General features: G+C 32.7%; 20 protein-coding genes. 8 read left to right on the top strand and 12 right to left on the bottom strand.

All coding sequences use genetic code 11. The features are described from left to right. Positions 1-7 precede the first annotated feature (7 nt). From BW926_RS12445 to BW926_RS12435, 3 genes are all read right to left on the bottom strand, one after another. Positions 8-406: a hypothetical protein gene (locus BW926_RS12445; RefSeq protein WP_076447505.1), complete on the bottom strand. Its 399-nt coding sequence runs from the start codon at positions 404-406 to the stop codon at positions 8-10. A 76-nt stretch (positions 407-482) separates the two neighbouring features. Beyond that, positions 483-1,988, bottom strand: coding sequence for a malate dehydrogenase (quinone) (gene mqo, locus BW926_RS12440; protein ID WP_076447504.1), 1,506 nt, complete (start codon positions 1,986-1,988; stop codon positions 483-485). A gap of 433 nt (positions 1,989-2,421) precedes the next feature. Beyond that, positions 2,422-3,459 carry an NAD(P)H-dependent glycerol-3-phosphate dehydrogenase gene (locus tag BW926_RS12435; protein ID WP_076447502.1) on the bottom strand — a complete coding sequence of 346 codons (1,038 nt, stop codon included), beginning with the start codon at positions 3,457-3,459 and terminating at the stop codon, positions 2,422-2,424. Positions 3,460-3,688: 229 nt separating this feature from the next. Here BW926_RS12435 and BW926_RS12430 point away from each other — a divergent pair, with 229 nt between their 5' ends. Then, complete coding sequence (locus tag BW926_RS12430; protein ID WP_083672324.1) at positions 3,689-4,723, top strand: M23 family metallopeptidase; 1,035 nt, start codon at positions 3,689-3,691, stop codon at positions 4,721-4,723. A 156-nt stretch (positions 4,724-4,879) separates the two neighbouring features. On the opposite strand, the gene BW926_RS12425 is transcribed toward BW926_RS12430, so the two are convergent. Continuing rightward, entirely contained in the window at positions 4,880-5,314 is a 435-nt protein-coding gene (locus BW926_RS12425) for an FKBP-type peptidyl-prolyl cis-trans isomerase (RefSeq protein ID WP_076447501.1), read from the bottom strand. A gap of 229 nt (positions 5,315-5,543) precedes the next feature. Between BW926_RS12425 and BW926_RS12420 the strand changes: the two genes are divergently transcribed. Beyond that, a complete protein-coding gene (locus BW926_RS12420; protein ID WP_076447499.1) occupies positions 5,544-6,542 on the top strand; it encodes a catalase family protein in 999 nt (332 codons plus the stop codon). Positions 6,543-6,632: 90 nt separating this feature from the next. Here BW926_RS12420 and BW926_RS12415 read toward each other — a convergent pair whose 3' ends face one another. The 7 genes from BW926_RS12415 to BW926_RS12385 all read right to left on the bottom strand — a co-directional run bounded on the left by BW926_RS12415 (position 6,633) and on the right by BW926_RS12385 (position 12,711). Next, a complete protein-coding gene (locus BW926_RS12415; protein ID WP_076447498.1) occupies positions 6,633-7,676 on the bottom strand; it encodes a TerC family protein in 1,044 nt (347 codons plus the stop codon). A gap of 169 nt (positions 7,677-7,845) precedes the next feature. Further along, positions 7,846-8,457, bottom strand: coding sequence for a TerD family protein (locus BW926_RS12410; protein ID WP_076447496.1), 612 nt, complete (start codon positions 8,455-8,457; stop codon positions 7,846-7,848). 76 nt (positions 8,458-8,533) lie between these two features. After that, positions 8,534-9,478 (bottom strand): hypothetical protein, encoded by a 945-nt coding sequence (locus BW926_RS12405; protein ID WP_076447495.1) that lies wholly within the window; start codon positions 9,476-9,478, stop codon positions 8,534-8,536. A 12-nt stretch (positions 9,479-9,490) separates the two neighbouring features. Next, on the bottom strand, positions 9,491-10,660 hold the full coding sequence (locus BW926_RS12400; protein WP_179078015.1) for a toxic anion resistance protein: 1,170 nt from the start codon (positions 10,658-10,660) through the stop codon (positions 9,491-9,493). Between the two features lie 6 nt (positions 10,661-10,666). After that, positions 10,667-11,221, bottom strand: coding sequence for a TerD family protein (locus BW926_RS12395; protein ID WP_076447493.1), 555 nt, complete (start codon positions 11,219-11,221; stop codon positions 10,667-10,669). Continuing rightward, positions 11,211-12,035 carry a phosphoribosyltransferase family protein gene (locus tag BW926_RS12390; RefSeq protein ID WP_076447526.1) on the bottom strand — a complete coding sequence of 275 codons (825 nt, stop codon included), beginning with the start codon at positions 12,033-12,035 and terminating at the stop codon, positions 11,211-11,213. The genes BW926_RS12395 and BW926_RS12390 overlap by 11 nt, the downstream gene beginning before the upstream one ends. 1 nt (position 12,036) lies before the next feature. Beyond that, complete coding sequence (locus BW926_RS12385; RefSeq protein ID WP_076447491.1) at positions 12,037-12,711, bottom strand: HAD family hydrolase; 675 nt, start codon at positions 12,709-12,711, stop codon at positions 12,037-12,039. A gap of 454 nt (positions 12,712-13,165) precedes the next feature. On the opposite strand from BW926_RS12385, the gene BW926_RS12380 reads away from it, so the two are divergent. After that, positions 13,166-14,098, top strand: a complete 933-nt coding sequence (locus BW926_RS12380; protein ID WP_076447490.1) for a LamG-like jellyroll fold domain-containing protein — start codon at positions 13,166-13,168, stop codon at positions 14,096-14,098. Positions 14,099-14,203: 105 nt separating this feature from the next. Here the strand turns inward: BW926_RS12380 and BW926_RS12375 are convergent, their stop codons facing one another. After that, positions 14,204-15,739: a SulP family inorganic anion transporter gene (locus BW926_RS12375; protein WP_076447488.1), complete on the bottom strand. Its 1,536-nt coding sequence runs from the start codon at positions 15,737-15,739 to the stop codon at positions 14,204-14,206. A gap of 696 nt (positions 15,740-16,435) precedes the next feature. On the opposite strand from BW926_RS12375, the gene BW926_RS12370 reads away from it, so the two are divergent. The 5 genes from BW926_RS12370 (at position 16,436) to BW926_RS12345 (ending at position 22,336) form a co-directional block, all read left to right on the top strand. Then, positions 16,436-16,864 (top strand): transposase, encoded by a 429-nt coding sequence (locus BW926_RS12370; protein ID WP_076447487.1) that lies wholly within the window; start codon positions 16,436-16,438, stop codon positions 16,862-16,864. 14 nt (positions 16,865-16,878) lie between these two features. Then, a complete protein-coding gene (locus BW926_RS12365; protein ID WP_076447485.1) occupies positions 16,879-17,205 on the top strand; it encodes a hypothetical protein in 327 nt (108 codons plus the stop codon). Positions 17,206-17,339: 134 nt separating this feature from the next. Beyond that, positions 17,340-18,815 carry a tetratricopeptide repeat protein gene (locus tag BW926_RS12360; RefSeq protein ID WP_143756547.1) on the top strand — a complete coding sequence of 492 codons (1,476 nt, stop codon included), beginning with the start codon at positions 17,340-17,342 and terminating at the stop codon, positions 18,813-18,815. 637 nt (positions 18,816-19,452) lie between these two features. Beyond that, positions 19,453-20,949 carry a tetratricopeptide repeat protein gene (locus BW926_RS12355; RefSeq protein WP_076447482.1) on the top strand — a complete coding sequence of 499 codons (1,497 nt, stop codon included), beginning with the start codon at positions 19,453-19,455 and terminating at the stop codon, positions 20,947-20,949. Positions 20,950-21,670: 721 nt separating this feature from the next. After that, the gene (locus tag BW926_RS12345) at positions 21,671-22,336 is read left to right on the top strand and encodes a hypothetical protein (RefSeq protein ID WP_076447479.1); all 666 of its coding nucleotides are present in this window, start codon (positions 21,671-21,673) and stop codon (positions 22,334-22,336) included. The last annotated feature ends 93 nt before the right edge of the window (positions 22,337-22,429 follow it).

Here is a 22,429-nt window from a genome sequence, read left to right as displayed (position 1 = left end):
TGTGTGCCTAATAAGATTCAGAGATTTTTACTCGGTAAATATCCGATGTGTTTCTTTTGATAGATTCGACGAAAAAGCCACCTTCTTCGGGAATCACTTCTTTTAGGTCAAAGCTTTTACAATCTTTTGGAAGCCCAGAAAAAACCAGTGTAAACCAGAAATCCTGCATAAAAGGAATGGGTGTCCAATTGGGATAAACGGTAATGTTTTCCGCATGGATCAGCCGGCTTTTATGTTCAGACTGATTATCAAAAAGATAAGTGGAATGCCAGATTCTGATCAGATTTCCCAAAAACGGTGATGCCGGAAAACAACAATGTACAATAACCTGCTGCTCCTCTTCAACTTTGGCTTGAAGGGATTCCAGCAATTCTTTTACAATAATCGGTTTTACGAGTGTATCCATTTTTTATGGGTAATGGGTAATAAATTATTTTCAAAGATAGGATATATTACTTATATCCATTACTCGTTATTCGTGTTTAGTATTCAAGTTCCAGCTTTTCTTTGGAATAATTTCTTACTTTTTCGGTGAGCTCGGGGTTTTCGGCTAATTTTTGTCCGTATGAAGGTATCATTTCCAGTAATTTTTCCTTCCATTCTCCATGAAGCTTTTCAGTGAAACATTTTTCAAGAACGCTGATCATGGCATACACTGCCGTTGAAGCTCCCGGAGATGCTCCTAAGAGTGAAGCAATTGTTCCTTTTTTATTGACTACAACCTCGGTTCCGAACTCTAATTTTCCTCCTTCTTTTTCATCTTTTTTGATGACCTGTACTCTCTGGCCGGCCACTTTTAGTTCCCAATCCTCTTCTTTTGCATCTTTAATAAACTCTCTTAAATGCTGCATTCTTTGAGCTTTATTCATAGCAACCTGCTGAATCAGGTATTTTGTGAGAGGAATATTGTGCCACCATGCCCCGAAAAGAGATCGTAAATTTTTCGTATTCACGCTTTCTGGTAAATCAAGATAGCTTCCTTCTTTTAAAAACTTGGTTGAAAATCCTGCAAAAGGTCCGAAAAGTAATGCTTTCTGACCATCAATAATTCTTAAATCCAAATGCGGAACGGACATTGGCGGTGCATCGACTGTCGCCTGCGTATATACCTTTGCCTGATGTTTTTCCACCAGCTCCTGATTATGGGTAACCAGCCATTGCCCCGACACCGGAAAACCGCCATAGCCTTCACTTTCTTTAATATCTGAGCTGTCCAGCAACGGCAGTGCATAACCGCCTGCTCCGATAAATACAAAATCTGCAACGACCTCCTGCTTGTGGTTGTGAATTCTGTCTTTCACTCTCATTTCCCATGTTCCGTCTTCTCTCGGATCGATGTCTTTTACTTCGTGATAAAGGAAAACCTCAACATTGGAATCTTCCAGCAGATGTCTTCCCATTTTCCTTGTTAATGTTCCGAAATTAACGTCGGTTCCCAGATCCATTTTGGTGGCAGCCATTACTTCGGATTGATTTCTTTTGCTCATTACCAAAGGAATCCACTCTTTCAGCTTTTCATGATCTGTCGAAAACTGCATTTCTTTAAACAGCACAGATTCTGACATCTTTTCGTACCGTTTTCTTAAATATTCAGCATCCTTTTCACCAAAAACAAGGCTCATGTGCGGACAAGAATTGATGAAATCTTTCGGTTCTTTAATGTATCCTTTCGCGATTAAATAAGACCAGAACTGCTTTGAAATTTCATACTGTTCAGCAATGCTTTCCGCTTTTGAAATATCAATGGTTCCGTCCGGTTTTTCAGGGGTATAATTAAGCTCACAAAATGCGGAATGACCTGTTCCTGCATTATTCCAGGCTGCAGTGCTTTCTTTTGCAAACCTGCCCAATCTTTCAAAAATTGCGATTTCCAGATTAGGATCAAATTCATGTAATAATGTAGCTAAAGTGGCACTCATAATTCCGCCACCTATGAGAACAATGTCGTATTTTGGTTTCGGCGTTCTGCTTGTAAGCGATTGTGACATAATTTTAATTTTATTATCTCAAAGTTCGTGAAAAGTTCTCAAAATAAGGAATTGTTTAGGGATTTTTAACATGTCGATTTACTCATTGAATTACATTTGAGTAATGTATTTTATTTTAAATGATATTTTCAAAGTTTGCCACCCCGAAACGCTTAGAAATAGTATTAGGGGTCTACTGAAAGATTCGAGCCAAAATCCTTCTGAATGATAAACTTTGAACTTATTCAGTAATATTGAATAAATGACTTCCATCCTAGCCCCGATTGAAGCTTTGTTTAAGCTCATTTTTTTATTTTTGGCGCGGCGGCTTCGCCGCCGCGCCAAAAATAAAAAAATAGCGAGTGCGGAAAGCGGGATAAAGCTTCAAAAATTAATCCTATTTCTCAATAAAAAAACACCATTGAAATCTACTGATGCTTTTGATACTATTAATTTAATTCAATTTCGCAGTCAATTTTTTGAATTGCTTTTCTGCATTTTTTCCTTCATACAAAATCGCGTAGATTGTATCGATTATTGGAAGATTAAGACCTTTTTCCTTTGATGTTTTATAAATGGAGCCTGCTGCGTAATATCCTTCTGCAACCATGTTCATCGACTGGATGGCAGATTTTACCGTGTAGCCTTTTCCGATAAGGTTTCCCAGATTCCTGTTTCTTGAAAACAATGAGTACGCAGTAACTAATAAATCTCCTAAATACGCACTTTCATTGACATCTCTCGGAGCTTCGTAAATGGCTTCCAGGAAGGTCTCCATTTCACGAATGGCATTGGAGACAAAAACGGCAGTAAAATTATCCCCGTAACCTAGGCCACTGGCAATTCCTGCCCCGATAGCGAAAACATTCTTTAAAATTGCACTGTATTCATTTCCTAAAATATCTTTGCTGGAATGAACTTTAATAAAGTCAGAATTAAAAATATCAATCAATTTTGCTGATGTTTCTTCCTCTACCGTTGCAATGGTAAGATAGGAAAGCCTTTCCATCGCTACCTCTTCCGCATGACAGGGCCCTGCAATGACCGCCTGGTTTCTGAAGCCAATTTTAAATTCGTCTCTTAGATAATGCGCTACCACATCATTTACCTTAGGAATTATCCCTTTAATAGCTGATACAAAAATTTTGTCTTTGTAATCACAAGTCATTTTTTCCAGCGTATCCGAAAGGTAGATCGATGGGGTCGCCAGAACCACAATATCACAGGCAGAAACCAGTTCGTTAATATCTGTTGTGATCTTCAGGTGTTTAAGATTGAAATTAACAGCCGTAAGGTATGTCGGGTTGTGCCCACGAAGCTCAATGGCCCCTTTCACAAACTCATTTCTCACACACCAGTGTACTACCTTACAGTTTTCAACAAGCATTTTCACAATAGCAGTCGCGAAACTTCCGCTTCCTACAACGCCTACCGCGATATCCTGTTTGTTTTTTTTCGGGTTCGATTCTGTATTCGTCTTCTTTTTAGCCATAAATAGAAATGTGAACTGCAAATATATTAAAACAAAGGGAGCGCTATACTTTTCATGGCATGATAAAAGCCTTTTTTAGATAAAATTAACACTTGAATACAATTAAATATTTAATTGAACGTTAATTACAGAAATAACTAAATTTTTGTTAAAAATATGCAAGAAAATTTATTTTTAATTAAATTTGCAACCTTAAAAACTGTTTTGTAATTATACTAAGATAAGAAATATGAAGAAATTTCTAAGCAGCAAAAAGAATGTAAATCTCCTTTTGGGAGGCCTTTTACTAGTAGTTTTTGCACAAGGCATTTTCATTGCAAAATTGTACTCTTCCAAAGATGACAAAAATTATGAAGTAAACCTTGTAAAAATAAACACTGAAAAAGACAGTGTAGATTACTTAAAAATGAAAACAGATCTTACTTTAGTAGATCAAACTGTAGCACAGCTAAATTCTTTCCTGAAATCTAAAGATGTAGTAAGCGAAAAAATAATGGCGCTTAAGCAAGACAGTATTTCAAATTCCGTTTATCTGGCTAAACAATCCAACAGATACAGCCAATATTTAATGGATCTTCAAAACAAGCTAATGCAGGTTCCTCTGGGAATGCCGACTGATGGATATATTTCATCTAATTTCGGGATCAGAAAAAATCCGATTCCTTTTAAACCCGTTTACGCTTCCGTAAAACCGAAAACATCTGTAGAAGCCCAGCCTACCCCAATTGCAGCCGCTCCAAAACCTGAAGTAAAAACTGAGCCCGTAGAAAAAATCATTGAAATCACCGACAGCTACGGAGAAAAAAGACAGGTCAAAGTAATGGTAACGCCAAAAGTAAACCCTGCTCCGGCCGCTCCCGCACCTACAACCAACGCATCAACAAAAGCTGTTGCTATCAATGCGACCAACCAACCGACAGAAAAAAATAATCCTCCGGCTGAAGCAGATCAAATGCAATTCCATAAAGGCTTAGACATTGCCGTTCCTTTCGGTTCTGATGTAAGGGCTGCCGCTGCCGGAACAGTAATATTTTCCGGCCAGAAGGGAGGTTACGGAAACTGCGTGATCGTTTCTCATGGAAACGGGCTGGCAACACTTTATGGACATTTGTCACAGCTTATCGTGAAAGCCAATGATAAGATAAAAGTAGGACAGACTATCGCAAAATCTGGAAATTCCGGACGCTCTACGGGCCCTCACCTTCATTATGAAGTGCATAAAAATAATACTCCGGTAAATCCGAAGTTATTTATGAATTTGTAAAGAATTAAACATTTCATATTAAAAATCTTACTCACTATGATTTTGAATCTTTGCATTTTGGAATTAAGTAAAACAGATATTAATTCAATACTAATTTGGTACAAAAAAAAAACTTACCAATGTATGGTAAATTTTTAATCTATATTTAAATTTTTCTTATTTTATCCCCAACAATTCAACTTCAAAAATGAGGGTGCTGTTCGGTCCTATTTCTTTGCTGATCTGCTGATCGCCATACGCAAGATGCGATGGGATAATCAATCTCCATTTGCTTCCTACAGGCATGAGCTGAAGAGCCTCCGTCCACCCTGCAATGACCCTGTTTAAAGGAAAAGAAGCCGGAGTTCCTCTTTTTACAGAGCTGTCAAAAACTTTCCCGGAAATAGTCGTTCCGTGATAGTGGCATTTTACGGTAGATCTCGGCCCTGGCTTTTCTCCATCACCATCTTTGATAATTTCGTATTGCAAACCGCTTGGCAAAGTTATTACACTTTCTCTTTTGCCATATTCTTCCATGTATTCTTTACCGTCTTTCAGGTTTTTTTCTGCTAATTCTTTTTTACGTTTAAATAACATATCTGCTACTCCCATAATGATATTTTTTACAAAGATAAGTTTTTTGGACCGGAAGATGGAAGCAGGGAGCCGGAAGTTTTCCGAAAGGGGGGAGGGCAACTAATTCTTTTTAAATATTTTGTTTTCAACATATTAACATCCGCTCTTTGACTTTCAGCTTCAGGCTTAAAAAAATTCAAATATGATTAATACTAAGTTAATCACAAATCCGAAGCTTGGCGCTATAATTGAATTTAAAAATTAAATGCCAAATCCACTAAAATATAATAAGAAATATGATAAGCTGACTGATGAAGAGTATAAGCTTCTTGAAATCAATAAAAAAAGCATTGTTGATTTTGTTGAGCAGTCACCTTCCATAAGTGATGTAAATTACGCCACAAGAAATGCCCATGCAAAAACATATACGGTTGCAAATGGCGAATTTTTAATTGATAAAAATGTTCCGGAAGAGCTTCAGCCGTTTTTTGATAAGGAAAAATATGATCTGCTGATCCGTTTTTCCAATGCACATCTAAAGATTACTAAAGGTAAAAAAGAGATCCCCGCTTATGGTTTTGCGATAAAAATTAATGATGAAAATGGCCAATTAATTGCGAATTATCCGTTGGTAAATTTTCCTTTGTTCCCGATAAATTCTGTAAGTACTTTTTTAAAATTATTTACTTCTGTGAATCGGTTTTTTGTAAAAAAATGGAGTTTTTTTTCTTTATTAATTCAAATTATTAAGATAATTCCTACAACAATTACAGCTTCATTTTTAAAGAATATTTTTAAGCTTTGGAGAAAAAGAAACGATTTTATTTTATCATTTAATTATTATTCTGTCGGAACATACCGACTTGGAGATTTTATGATTAAACTTAAACTTACACCAAATTTTGTTGACAAACATTTCGGGAAGAAGCTGAAAGTAAAAGATTCACTTGAAAATTATCTTAAAAACAATGATTTCACCGCTGACGTTTTCATTCAAATCTGTTATAATGAAAAAGACCAGCCTGTCAACCAACTCAATATAGAATGGAAAAATTCACCATATATAAAAATCGGAGAGGTAAAAATTAAAAAGAATCAGCTTTTAAACCCAAATGCCTGTGAGAATGAGCTTCTTTCATTCAACCCTTTTGAAAGTAAAGCCTTTTTTCAGCCCGTGGGAAAGATTCAAAAACTTCGCGATGAGGTTTATAAAATATCGATGCAGACGAGATTTAAGATTAACAGGCTTTTGAAATATCGCTGAGATATGAGGTGCTTGATCCAAGTTATGAATGCTTAAAGTATTAAAAAAGGCTCTACAGTTTGTAAAGCCCTTGTTTTTTATTATTAATCTTCAATTTTTTTTCTCTTCATTATCTCCGGTTACTTTTTCCGGGAAAATGATGGATAAAAGAACCGAAATGACCAGTACTCCTCCCACAATTCCTAATGAAACAGGCGAAGGAATGTGTATCCACGGCGCAATCAGCATTTTTACCCCGATGAAAGTTAATATGACAGCGAGACCATAAGGAAGCTTGCTGAACATATGGATGAAATTCGCGAGCAGGAAATACAACGATCTGAGCCCTAATATCGCAAAAATATTAGAAGTGTACAGGATAAAAGGGTCATTGGAAATCGCGAAAATCGCAGGAATGGAATCTACAGCAAACAATACGTCCGTAAATTCGATTACAGCTACTACTACCAATAATGGTGTAGCCATTTTTATTCCGTTTTGCACAGTGAAGAACTTATCCCCATCATAATTATCCGATACTTTCCAGAATTTTTTTACCAGCTTTGCTCCTGGTGTATCGCTGAAGTCTTCATTATCATCATCTTCACCTTCTCCCCAAGATTTTATTCCGGCATACACAAGAAAAAGCCCAAATAATGTCATGACAATATTGATTTTTACCGGGTGACCGAAGATATTCATTTCAGGAAGATATGTAAGATTGATAAGACCAATTCCGGCGAAAATAAAAATCGCCCTGAAGATTAAAGCCCCGATAATCCCCCAGAAGAGCACTTTGTGATGAAAGTATTTCGGAACTTTAAAAAAACCGAAAACCAAAATAAATACGAATAAATTATCTACTGAAAGTGCCTTTTCGATCCAGTACGCAGCTTGATACTGTGTGAATTTTTCTACTGCAAGTGCATGACTTCCCGGACCTAAATCTGAATTGTATACCCAATACACCACTCCGGAGAATACCATAGACAGTGAGATCCATACGATTGACCAGATGGTAGCTTCCCTGGAGGAAACTTCATGACTTTTTTTGTTGAAAACTCCTAAATCCAGGAGTAACATGATAACGACCGTTATCGCAAATCCCCAAACCAAACCGGGATGAAGATCTAAAATACTCGTATTTTGTCTCACTTTTTTTGTGTTTATATATGATAAAAGCAATAGCTGTATGAATACAATTATTGCCGATTTTTATTCTTTGAAAAATATGATTTCAATAGTAAATAAGTTTTGGCTAAAGCCGAATTTGAAGCCTATTTTGTTGAACGGGCTAAAGCCCGCTCCTATTGAAGATACGATTTTACAAATATTTTTGTTTTACAGTTTCGATGGTTTCCTGCAGTTTTCTGTCTTTTGTAGGATCACCGATCGCGTTGAATTTCCATTCTCCGTTTCTCATATAGAAGACTCCCATTACCATTGAGACATGCCCTCTGAATGAAGCGTCATTTGCAATGTCGTACTTTGCAAAAACTTCTTTTACATTGGTAGGAGTTCCTTCATAAATTCTGATGGATGCAAAGGGAATTGTCCCGAAGTCCTGTCCTTTGTAGCTGTTTAAAACTAATGCTACATGCTCTACATTAGCGTCCAGATTGCTGAAATCTATCGTTATTACTTCGTTGTCAAGGCCATCGTCCCCGTTTACATCACCCGTTAAATCGTCCCCGCTATGTCTTACTGAACCATTTTTTGATCTTAAATTACCGAAGTAAATTACTTCCGTAGCGTTTTTATTTGCATCATATAAAATACAGCTTCCGTCTAAGTCCACTGCTTCTCTTGTAATTCCACCGAAAAAGCCTTTTTTCTCGATTGCCCCCCAGTTGATTCCTACACAAGCCTGGGAAAGCGTTGTACCATTTTCTTTTTTAAGGTTGATTCTTTGACCTTTTTGTAAGTTAATAGCCATCTTTTTTATGTTTAGTTTTGTTTATTATTTTTGCTAAATCGCAAAAGGGCCGATTTGCCTTTTTACTTTTTTGCCATTAATTATTTAAATTCAAATTCAACATGGCACGAAGAATATTTGTTTCTTCATTCACATCAAATATTTTGCTCATAATATCTATGCTTTCAAGATTTCGAAGATAGTCTTTTAAAACCGGTTCCACATCATCGGGTAGTTTTCTTTTCCTTTCGTGGATGGTTTCTTCCAGCTCTTCATTTTTCCTTTTCAGCTGATTGATTATTGAAATCTGGTTGGATTCATTTTCGGAAGTATTTAAATATGATAATTCATCATCAATTAAATACAATCTTTTTTCCTCAACATTAAATATAAAATGTTCATTTGATTGGAAAATTTTAAACAATTCATATTCATTCCTGTCAATCCTGAAACCACATACAAAACGAACTTTAAACTGCTGGATATTCAATTTACCTAATAATTTTCTTTCGATGGAATACTCCTGATACTGGTAAGAAGGAACCGGATGGGCTTTTAATTTGCTTTCATCGGCCTCCGTTCTGTAAAATTCTGCTGCATATCTTTTTTGGAAATACAAAACATCATTCCAATTCAAGGTAAATTTATCCTCCGTAAGATCTTTGTATAAGTTTCTTAAATGCTGGGAAAATATACCACTGTAGATTTTTCTGTCCGTTTCAAAACTATCGACTTTCTTTTCTTCGAAAGCTTCAATATATTGATTATTAATATTAATTTCGTTAATAACAGCCAACAGATCATTTTCCTTTTTCTTTTTAATTTTGGTCAATAATTCTATTAAGCTGTCGGTGTACTGCAGGTGAAAAAGCTCTAATTTATTATAATCCAAAGTTTTATTTTCCTCGAAAAGCTTGTGTATAATATCTGTCTTGATATAGATCGAAATTATATCAACATTTTCAAAAAAATTCGAAAGAAGCTTAAGTTTCGTTAACCTTCTTTTACTTTGAGACAGTATGCTTACAGCTTCATCATTCACCTTTTTCCTGTATTAACTTCTGATATTTGCTTTAAGTTCGTGCTCCAATGTCTGAAGATCCTGATCCAGCTTTCTTCTGTTTTCCGCTCCTTGTTTCTGGATCTGTTTTACTTCATTTAATGTATTGATCAGCATATTGGTTGTCTCTCTCAATGTTTCAGCAGAAACAATCGTTTGTTCGTTGGCTTTTGCAACATTTCTTGTGTTTTGGCCCAAACGTTCAGCATTTTTCCTTAAAATCTCTTCTGTGGTAGAAGATACTTTCTGCTGAATTTCAATATTCTGCTGCTGCCTGTGCATGGCCACCGCCAAAGAAAGCTGATTTTTCCAAACCGGTAATGTTGTTGTTAAAATCGTCTGCGCTTTTTCAGCGATAGAAACGTTGTTATTCTGCACCAGCCTGATCTGCGGAAGAGACTGCATCATGATCAGACGAACGACTTTAAGATCTGCCAGCCTTCTGTCTAATCTTGCGATGAAATCTCTTTTGTCAGCAATCTGGTAATCAGCAAAGTTCTGCGGATTGGTTTCCATTTCAGCTAATTCCTGACCTGCTTTTTCCATTCTTATATTTCCGGCAATGACAAGATCTTCAATCTGTTTGATGGAATTGATATTGCTGTCAAAAATCGTCTGTAAAACCGCATTATCTTTAGAAGAAGTTATAATTCCAGCGTTTACCTTATGAGAAATCTGATCAATATTATTAACAATTTTATCATATTTAGCGAAAAGATTTTCCACCTGCGTCATGACCTTTTTCATAAACGGCAATCTGCTTAGGAAACCTTTTACTGCACTTTTATTGTTTAATTCGTCAACGTCAACATAATTTAATTCAACTAATAAATTATTAATCAATTCTCCTACTTCACCAGAATTTGATCTTCTTACATTTCCTAAGAAACTGTCACTTTGGTTGGCCAGAGTCTTTTGAAGATCTGCGCCGAAATTTACAATGGATCCCGGATTCGTCTCATCGATAGCATTGGCCATCGTTTCATATTTTTGACGGTCTTCTGCCTGAAGCTGGTTCAGATTCACGTTTCCGTCTCTGTCTACAAGTACTGCCGGAGCTGCATTTTGAGCAGGCTGAGCCGGCGGAATCGGAGTTGGTTCAAACGTTTTAAGAGGTTCAATTGATCCAAGAGGATCTATTGGTTGATTTTCCTGATTATCCATAATAGATTATTGATAGATTGATACAAATTTTTCAAGACCTTCTCTTTGTCCTGCTCCTACTGCTTCGAATTTCCATTCTCCGTTTCTGTTGTAGATTCTTCCAAATTCTACCGCTGTTTCGATAGAGAAATCTTCGTCCAATTCATATTTTAAGATTTCTTCATTGGTATCTGTATTGAAGATTCTGATAAAAGAATTTCTTACCTGCCCGAAGTTCTGTCTTCTTTCATCGGCTTCGTGAATGGTCACCACCACTGTGATTTCTTTTACTGCAGGATCAATTTTTGTAAGGTCGATTTTAATCTGCTCATCATCTCCAGCACCATCACCGGTTAAATTATCCCCGGAGTGGATTACCGCTTTGTCCGGAGATTCAAGGTTGTTGTAAAAAATAAAATGATTATCTGAAACTAACTTTTTATTTTCGCCTAATAAAAATAAAGACGCATCTAAGTCAAAAGCCGTTCCTGTAGAAGTACTATTGGTGTCCCACCCTAAGCCTACTGTAAATTTAGGTGCATTTATATTTTCTCTTTGTCCTTTCTGTAAGTTAATAGCCATAATATAATTCCGTTTGTGTTAATGTATTAATGTTATTTTCGTATTCTTTTATTAAATGATAATTGTTACTGATGGCAAGTTCCAAAAGCTCATCCATCTGTACATTTTTTATTTTAGACGAAAGATATTCAAAATTACTTGATTCTAAGCCTAAAATATATTTTACAATCCTTGTATTAAACTGGAAACTCGGCTTCAGCATTACTTCTGCGACGTGCTCTACATTTTTTACTGCATAATAATTAAAAAAATTTTCAATTTTCGGATCAATTTTAAAATTCATTAATTCTGCATAATACATGAATAAAAATTCGCCTTCTACATTATATTGCTTCAAAATTTTATTCACTGTATACTCGTGGCTTCCTGTGATTTTGATATCGTCTATAAAAATACAAAGTTTTCCGTGTAAAAAATCTTTATCAAGATAATAAGTATCATTGGCGATCAAATTTTTACGGTCTTCAAAACTTAGATTTCCATAATCTGTCGTGTAAGTATGATTTCTGTTAATTTTTGACAAGATGCTTGATTTTTTACCTTTTCGGAATAAGTAAAAATCCAGATGTTTTTTAAAATAAAAGCACAAAAAATTAGAAGCTGTAGGGATCGCCATGTACGGACTTGGCAAGACTACAATCTCTTTTTCTGTATCTAAAACTTCTTGATTTTCAGCAATAAATCCATCAAATAACTCTTTCGCAAATTTTTCTGCATACGACCTGTCGCCATATTTGAAATAGCTGTATTCTGAGGGCGAAAATGTGAATTCATCCGCCGAATGAATGTGGTGTAAGCTATATCTTTTGTTCATATTATATCTGGTGTTTAAGTAAATATGCATTGAATCCAAAGTCTTTTGCGCCTTTGTAATCGGCAATCGGGCTGTCACCAATATGTAAAATCTGATCTAAGCTTAAATTCTGGTTTTTTATTAAATTTTTTACCTCCTGAAATACTTTCGGATCAGGCTTGGAACAATTCAATTCATCAGAATAGATATGGAAATCAATATATTGGTCAAGATTTTCATTGATAAGGAATTTCCTCATCGTTGAACCTTTGATAAAGCCAGTATTGCTTAAAATATTAATCGTTTTTCCCTGATTTTTAATTTCATCAAAAAAGTGATGTAGATTTTCGAAAATCACAAGTGGCTTATATTCCAGAAAAAGATCTTCGCTTTGCTGATAAAATTCATTTAAAATTGTTTTATCCAGCTGTCTTATATCAACTTTTAATGTATTTAAAATCAATAAATATATCTCAAAAGTGTCTACATTTCTGCCAATGACCTCATTAATGGTATTACAAAGATCATCATAATATTTTACAGCTTTTGCAACCTCATCAATAGGGTTATTTACATCAAAAAACGAAGAGAACAGCTCAACTCTTTTTTGTTTAAATTCAGGATGAGATTTGATTAGGGTGAGCCATAAGTCAAAGGAAAAATGACTATGGTTTTGAATATCAATATCTGTTTTCAAAGCATTACAAGTTAAAAGTTTTATTTAGCTCTTTCTTGAAAAAGATCTTATTTTTTATCATCATTTTGTGTTCAAAATTGTATTATTCCCAAAGATATAATTTTTAAAATGAAACTTGAATTTTTTATGATTTTTTAAGAATTTTCTTTTATCTGTGTACAAATAAGACCACTTAAATCACATTTGGTTTAATTTTTACATCATAAAAGACCTACACTAGAAATATCTTAATTAAAAAAAATAAAAAAACAATAATTCTCTTTGTTTTGAAAAATATAATTAAATACATCACATTTAATTGAAAAATTATCAAATTTTAACTATATTAGTTTATTTATTAATTATAACTCAATTAATAAATTATAAAATTATATTACACACAATGTTTTAACATATTTTAATTACTTTATAAAAAATTTATATCTACATTTACTACAACTTAAAAAAATAACATATGAAAAAAAATTTTCTACTTTTTTCTTTTTTAGTATCATTATCTTTTTCTGCGCAAACTCCAAATTATGTACCTGCTTCAGGATTAGTTGCATGGTGGGGATTCAACGGGAATGCTAATGATTCGAGCAGCAATGGGAATGACCTTACAGTGAATAACGCCACTCCCACAAATGACCGAAACGGAATGGCTAATTCTGCGTACTCATTTAATGGGATAAATAGCTATCTTACAAAAAGCTCATTAACTTACGCCTTTTCACAAACCGGCGAGCACTCTGTCTCTTTTTGGATGAAAAAAGCAGATAACAACTCTGGAGTAGCGATGATGAATGGATCAACTGCCAATGGAAATTTCATTTGGTTACTTCAATGTGATGCTACAAAAACAATTTACGGAACCAACAAGCAAGGACAATCGTGGACATGGCTAAACGGCCCTGCCTATTCCACTTCAGGATGGGAACATTATGTAGCAGTTTATAACAACCAAAATATGACTCTTTACAAAAACGGCACATCAGTTGGGACTGCTACAAATGCCTACACCAGCTCTACACAAGCCAACCTCCCTTTCTATATCGGTAGAGAGATTAATAATGCGGGATATATTAACGCCAGCATTGATGACGTTGGGATTTGGAACAGAGCCCTTACACCGGCAGAAGTCAACCAATTGTACACTACAACCCTTTCAACAAGTGAAGTTGAAAAAGCCACAGGAAGCATTGCTCCGAACCCGGCATCAGATTTTATACAAATTAACACTCCTATGAAGCCTGTTAAAAACTATAAAATAACAGATATTAATGGCAGATTAATTTCTGAGGGCGCAATTTCAAGCGATAAAAAGATCAATGTTTCTAATCTTTCTAAGGGAATGTATTTTGTAGAAATTGACGGTGTGAAAAATTTTAAATTCCTAAAAAAATAAATAATTTCTCATTTGATAATAAATCCGCTTTAATTTTTATAATATGAGGCGGATTTATAATTTCATTATTTACTGTTCTAAAATCAAGTAAGTAAATACACCTGATTAACGTTTGGGCATTACCTTATAAGTAGGATCCTCCTGGATATTTACCTGAATCATAGCTTCCGCATTTTTCAACATTTTGATACAGTCTTCGCTTAAATGTTTTAAATGTAGTTTTTTGTTTTGCTGACTGTATTTCTTTGATAATTTATCTACTGCATCAATCGCACTCATATCTACGATGCGGCTTTCTTTAAAATCAACGATTACTTCTTCAGGATCATTCGCGGGATCAAATTTATCTATGAAAGCCGTTACCGAACCGAAAAATAGCGGCCCATAAATTTCGTAGTGTTTGATGCCATTATCAATATATTTTCTGGCTCGGATTCTTTTCGCATTATCCCAAGCAAAAACCAGCGCAGAAATAATAACCCCAACTAAAACCGCCAATGCAAGGTTGTGAAGAACAATCGTAATAAGAGCTACCGTAACCCCAACAAAAATGTCAGACTTCGGCATTTTATTGATAATCCTTATCGAAACCCACTGAAAAGTACCTATTGCCACCATCATCATTACTCCAACTAAAGCCGCCATCGGGATTTTTTCAATAAATGGCGCTCCAATTAAAATAATAATTAAAATAGTTATAGATGCAATAATTCCTGAAAGCCTTGCTCTGGAACCCGAATTAAGATTAACCAGCGTTTGAGCCACCATAGCACAGCCTCCCATTCCTCCGAAAAACCCGTTCGTAATATTTGCTAAGCCCTGAGCGATTGATTCTTTATTGGCATTTCCTTTAGAATTGGTAATTTCATCAACCATTGAAAGTGTCAAAAGAGATTCTATCAACCCCACTCCAGCCATTACGAGGGCATAGGGGGTAATTATCTGCAAAGTTTCTAAAGAAAAAGAAATTTTAGGAATATGAAACCTTGGAAGTTTTCCACTTACATCGGCAATATCTGCAACAGTCTTAGTATTAATCCCAAATCCTACAACAATTCCAAAAACAATTAAAATTGCAATTAATGAAGCCGGAACAACATTTGTGATTTTTGGAAAAAAATAAACAATAGCAAGCGTTAAAGCTGTTAAACCGGCCATTGTATACAAGGATGAACCTTGCATCCAAACAACAACTCCATGAACATCCGTAAATTTAAACTGTTCGACCTGAGCCATAAAGATAATAACAGCCAAACCGTTCAAAAAGCCATACATTACAGGTTGCGGAATCAATCTCACAAATTTTCCGAATTTGAAAACTCCTACTAATAATTGAAAAATTCCTGCAAGAACCACAGTAGCAAAAAGATATTCTACACCCTGAGTTTTTATTAAAGTAATTAAAACAACAATTGTTGCACCTGCACCACCAGAAACCATTCCTGAGCGCCCTCCGAAAACCGCAGTTACCAATCCCATAATAAAGGCTGCATATAAACCCATAAGTGGTGGAAGCCCCGCCAGAATAGCGAAGGAAAGAGACTCCGGAATCATGGTCATTGCAACCGTAAAACCTGCTAGAAGTTCATTTTTATAATTTATTTTTTTTGAAAAGTCAAATAAGGTAAGTATATTTTTCATGGATCACAAAGGTATGCACTTGATTTTTTTTGCGCAATTTTTTTACTAACACAACATTTAAAGATTTCACAAAATGTTGACACGGATAATGCTTCTTTTTCAAAGCCAGACATTATATAATATTTCACATAAGTGTCCATTTATTACACTATTTTTCAATTAAAAATATATTTTAACAAAATTTTTTAATTTGTTTTTTGGGCTTTTACTTGTCTTTTTTATATATTTGAAATTAATGCTATTAAATATTTCTTAATTTTTTTAAAAAATTGATTTAAATTAATTAAGTAATATCTGAAAATAATTTTACGAATAAAAAATAATAATTAATTATATAAAGAGAAATTGCATGAAAGAGCTTTAATAGGTAATATATTATTCAATACTTATTAAGAAAAGTAAGAATATAAAGTTTTACTAAGCGAAAAGAATGTACAAAGGATAATCGCTGAAAGCATTGAGGGATGTTATTATGACGCAAAATTCTTTACAAAACAATTTATATATTTAATCTTTGAATTAGAATTTTCTGACAGAGATTTGTTTATATATTTACAAAAGTCTCATTTCTCAAATCATTACAATTGATTTGAAATCTTTTCGTTTGAAAACTTTAGAACTTCTCTTACACTTTAGATTATTAACAATATAATCCTTAAACCTACATGCAGATTGTTTAATAATAAGCTATACCAAATGCTGTACAAAGAAATAAATATAGGGCGATTCATTAAAGATAGGGTAGATGAATTAGGAATTTCAATGGAAAGAATCTGCAATTTTTTAAAAAAGAACGAAGATTTCATTGAGGAAGTTTATAATAGTAAATCTATTGATTCTGACCTTCTCCTAAGGTGGTCTAAATTATTGGAATATGATTTTTTCAGGCTTTACAGCTCACATCTTATTTTATATTCTCCACCTTCTGCTATTAATAAAAATAGTAATAATCAAAAATCAGAAAAAATTCCGTATTTCAGAAAAAACATCTATACTCAGGAAATTAAGGAATTTATAATAAAAAAAATCCAATGTGGTGAAATGTCACAAACTGAAGTTATTAATGAATATTCTATCCCTAAAAGCACACTTCATCGCTGGCTGCAAAAAATCGACACAAAATAAAAAATATCAATCAAATGCGTCCCAATTACAAAAGAATTTATCTTGATATGCTGCAGGAGAAACAACCTGAAAAACTGAAAGATCCTAAAATTCAGTCGCTTTTAAAGAATTTAAAAACTACAGAGGATATTTTAAATTTCAACGGGTTGATTTTTAAACAGTCTAAAGAAAGTCTGAGAAATAATCAGAAATTAAAAACTTATGACAAAAAAACAATGCTGAAATTATTGCAGTATCAAAAAAAGCATGGGTTTTCAACCAGCTATATGTCAACGAAATACAAAATAAGCAGAACAACCTTTGCAAAGTGGAAAAAAAATTTTAAAGAAGAAATCCAATAAAATCAACTAATTTTAATAGTTTTTATTATTATATTTAATATTTTAAATAATAATCTTATTTTTGTAATAATATTTATATAACCTTTAGGGGTAACCGTTATATGAGTAACAGACACAACATAAAAAACAGCATATTGCTTTTATTTATACTACTTTCACAGGTAGCGATTGGGAAAGATAATCAATTAAAAAATATTAATTCTCTTCTACAGAAAGCTGAAAGTAGTAGACGTAGATTTGATCATTTGGCACAGCTAGGCTATGCCAAACAAGCCAGCATTTTAGCTGAAAAAACAAAAAATTCGCAAAAGATTGCTGAATCATACTATAAAATTGCTCTTGCATTGGCATTGCTGGAACTTCCAAAAGAAAGTTTTGTATATGTAAATAAGACTTCTCAACAAACTTATTATAAAAATAACAAGCTTCTTCAGGCTCAATTGAAAGAAGTAAAAGCTTTTGATTATTATGCACTAGGGCTGATTTCCCAATTCGATAAGGAAATGCCAGGAATCGTAAAGCTCCTGAAAAATGAAAAAAGCAAAGACGCCGTCATTTTACTTCAAAGAACTTATCTGAATATTGGAGTAGGAAAACCTGATTCCGCAAAGTATTATTCAAATCTCTGTTATAATGAATTGAAAAAAATTCCTGAAAAAGACATCCATCTAGAACTATCAGATTTCTATCGTTATAAAGGAACAGATTTTTTACAGACAAAGCCAGACTCTGCTTTATTTTATTTTCAAAAAAGTCTTGCTATAGATCAAAAATATAAAGATCCTATTCTTTTTCTTGATTACACTGCTCTAGGTGATTATTATGCTCAGCAAAAAGAATATCAGAAAGCAATAGATTTTTACCAGAAAGCACAAGGAAATATTAAGGAACAAAAAATTTCGCCTTATCATTTCGTCAATAATGACCTGTACAAAAAAATTGCAATCCAATATGATGGCCTTGGAAATACCGAAGAGAGCAACAAATACAGAAAAATCTATACAGATTTACAAAATAAACTGGATTCTAAAAGAAATGCAAATATTGAACATGCTCTTAAAATTATTTTAACAGATAAAGAAGATGAATATAAAAAAACAGAAACGAATAAATATATATGGATTTCTGTAGGAGTATTATTTTTGATCATAATCTTTATCGTAGTCTATTATATTTTAAATAAGAATTTAAAGAAAAAAGAAACACTTATCACAGAGGTCCAAGATACCTTACAGGAAAAAGAGGAAATAATTAACCAACAAACTATAGAAACAGAACAACTTCAATTAAAAGTAAATAATGCCTACACTGAAGTAATTAATTTAGCTAAAGACAATGATCCGTCATTTTATTTCCGCTTTCAAGAGGTTTATCCTGATTTTCAGAAAAAACTTTTGGATTTCAGCCCAGGACTCAGAACTACAGAACTTATTCTTTGTGCTCATACTTTTTTAGGCTTTAATATAAAAGATATAGCAGACTATACTTTCAAATCTGTAAATACTGTAAGAAATAGAAAACAAAATTTAAGAAAAAAATTTGGTTTATCAAGCGAACAGGATATGGGAATTTGGCTGAGAAATTTAACTGCCGAAAATGACACAAATTAATATAATCAATTAAATATTAATACATTAAATAAAAATAGTATACAAATGGTATGCTATTTTTTTTGTATTTCCATGAAATTTGCGTCAATTTGCAGCAAGAAAATCAGCAAAGTAGCTTAAACGATTAATTAACCTTATAATTTAATCAAAAACTTTCGAAAAATTTTGCACATAAACACACACAAATAAGAAAATAAGATTCTATTATCGGGAATGATCCCAAATACCGTTGTAGACTTTCAGTTAAAAAGACACAAATGATGAAAAAAAATTAAAACACAAATGAAAGAATGGAATTCAATGTCGGGAGATTATTCAAATTCCCGGCATAATTCCTTCTAATTTTTTTGGAGAGGAACACAATTCATTGAAAATACAAAACAGACAATAAGGGAAATAAGGCAGACAGATATACTATTATCTTCTGCTTTTTTATAGTCCTAAACAAATTCCCACAATACTCATTTATCAACTATATACTAAATTTTTACACTTAATTTATTTATTTATATTATTTCATACATTATTATAACAAATTCAATTAAAAAAACAACTTTTTGTTATTTTTTCAAATTACAATGTTATTTTTGTAATTATATTAAACATTCATTTATTAACTTTAAGGGGCAAAGTTAGCATGAAAAAATTACTTATCTTTATAAAAGGCAGCATAACTCTGCTCGCAATTCTATTTTCAAATCCAATAATTTGTCAGGATGAACAGCTGAAAAAAATAGATACTTTGCTTCTAAAAGCAGATAATTTCAACAAAACATTTCAAGATATTAATGAATTTAAAGCTGCTCGTGAGGCAAATATTTTGGCTGAAAGAGTTGGTGATGATCAAAGAAAGGCAAAGAGTTCCTATTATATTGCCCGTTCATTATTTAATCTTGGCCTAAAAAAAGAAAGCCTTTCTTATGTAGGGAAAGAAGATTCAGAGCAGTATCTTACAAATAATCCTATTCAAAAAGCTTTGTTTGTAGAACTTAAAGCATATTTATACAGAGCATTAGGTTTATATTCCCAAAGTAAGGAAGAGTTTAGAAATGCGTTTGCACTGCTCAATAACAAAAATAATGAAGAAGCTTCAGAAATCAGAGCAAGAATCTATGCAAATCTTGCCCAAAATAGCACTAACATAAATTCCAGGCTAAATTACTTGAATTTACAAAAAAAAGAATTGAACAAGCTCTCTGAAAGCAAATATTATTCTTCATTTTCTGAGCACTATAATTATGTGGGAAACATTTATCTTGAAAAAAATACTGATTCTGCATTTTATTATTATCAAAAAAGCTATAACCTCAAACAAAAATATAATGATCCAGTACTCTTTGAACAATATTACAGTTTTGGGGGTTATTATCAAGAAAAAAAAGAATATAAAAAAGCACTTGATTTTTATTTGAAAGCGCTTGATAATATGAAAAAATATACATCAAATCAAGCATATTTAAGCAGTATTTATAATCAAATTGAATTTATATATGAACAATTAGGGAATGAGACTGAGAAAAAAAAGTATAAAATCCTAAAAAAGAATATCGATGATAAAATTCTTGCAGATCAAAATAGCAATGTAGAACTTGCCCTGAACATAATTTTAAAAGATAAGGAAAAACAGCTTTCTGAGGCTGAAAATATTAAATATCTATTGATTATAGGTGGTATATTTACATTAATTTTAATCTTCATTATTACTTATTACATTTTAAGGAAAAACTTAAAAAAGAAGGAAACATTTATCACTGAGGTTCAGGATACTTTGCAGGAAAAAGAGGAAATAATTAGCCAAAAAAATGTAGAAAAAGAGCAACTTCAAACTAAAATGGAAGATGCTTACAATGAAGTGATTGAACTCGCAAAAAGTAATGATCCAGCATTTTATTTTCGTTTTCAGGAAGTTTATCCCAATTTTCAAAAAAAAATTCATGAAATCAATCCTGGACTTAGAACTTCAGAGCTAATTCTATGTGCATATATATTTTTAGGTTTTAATATTAAAGACATCGCTGGTTATACATTCAAATCCGTGAATACAATCAGAAATAGAAAACAGAATCTTCGAAAAAAAATTAATTTATCTGGTGAACAAGATATAGGAATTTGGTTAAGAAATTTAACTGCCTAAAAAACCAATAATTAAATTAAAAAGCTGATTACAAACACCTTAACTAAAAATAGTATGTGAATAGTATACTATTTTTTTTGTGTTTTCATGAAATTTGTTTCTCTTTGTGTCAGAAATTATAAAGCAATAAAAATTTAACCATATTAAAAAATTGCTACAAGGTTCTACACAAAAAACGCAGATGAAGAAGAAAATTATTCTAAAATTTTTGGTAATAATTTTCAATTAAAACACAAATGATGAAAATTTTAAAAAACAAATGATGAATGGAATTCAATGCCGGACAGCCCCAAATTCCGGCATAGGTTCCAAACCTAAAAACAAAAATGGAAAAAATTAAAACACAATGATGAATGGAATTCAGTGCCGGACACGCCCCAAATTCCGGCACAAAGTTCCAAAAGCTAAACACAGATAAAGAAAAGAATCCAAATTTATCACAAAACACACAAATGAGCGAAATTTCAACAGGATGGTTAATATTTGTATTAACCATCCTGTTCTTTACATTACTATTACTCAAAAATACTTAAAATAAGTTCAATATAATTTCTAGCTCATAATAAAAAATTGAAAGAATTGAGTATTCATTTATGAATATTATTTATCATTAATAATAAATTAATTAAAATACAAATATTTTTCTTTTTTATTCAGCTAACAATCTTACTTTTGTAATAATATATATTCATTAATATAACTTTAAGGGGCAAAAGTTAACATGAAAAAATTATTTATTTTTATAAATCGCAGTATTCTACTGCTGATATTACTGTATTCTAGTTTTGCGGTCTGCCAGGACATTAAATTAAAAGCAATTGATAAACTTTTAAAAGAATCTAATAAAAAACATACAGAATATAAAGACCTTGAAGAACTGCAGATTGCAAAAAAGGCTAATATTTTATCCAAAAATATCGGGGATGAAAAAAGAATTGCAGAAAGCAGCTATATCATATCCAGAGCTTTATCATGCCTGGAGTTGCAAAAACAGAGTTTGGCTTTTGTTCAAAAAACTTTTGATCTGCATTATATACAAAAAGACGTTTTGCTTCGTGCAAAATTAAAAGAAATCAAATCATATAATTTTTATGTTTTATCATTAAAATCTCAAAGCTCACATGAGCTCAGAAGCATTGTAAACCTTTTGAAAGAGAAAAAGGATACCGCTTCTATCCATGTACTTGCAAGGATTTATGGCAATATTGGAAACCAGTATTTCGATAAAAATCAGTTAGATTCGGCATTTTTTTACTACAAGCTGGGTAATAATCTGATTAAAAAATTTAATGAAAAAGAAATCTACCGCACACTTTGTGAAAATTATGTTGCTGTAGGAAATGCCTTTTCCAAAAAAAAGTCTTTTGATTCTGCATTATATTATTGAAGTTGTTTAAACTTTTAATTTTTTGATTAATCTTAAAGAAAATGCTAAAAAATGCAGATTCTTCCAAGTAATATCCAACGTTTCAAATCTTAT

Origin of the sequence: Chryseobacterium sp. RU37D, from assembly GCF_900156075.1 — a bacterium.
Taxonomy (GTDB): domain Bacteria; phylum Bacteroidota; class Bacteroidia; order Flavobacteriales; family Weeksellaceae; genus Chryseobacterium.
This window is presented reverse-complemented; position numbering and strand designations above follow the sequence as displayed.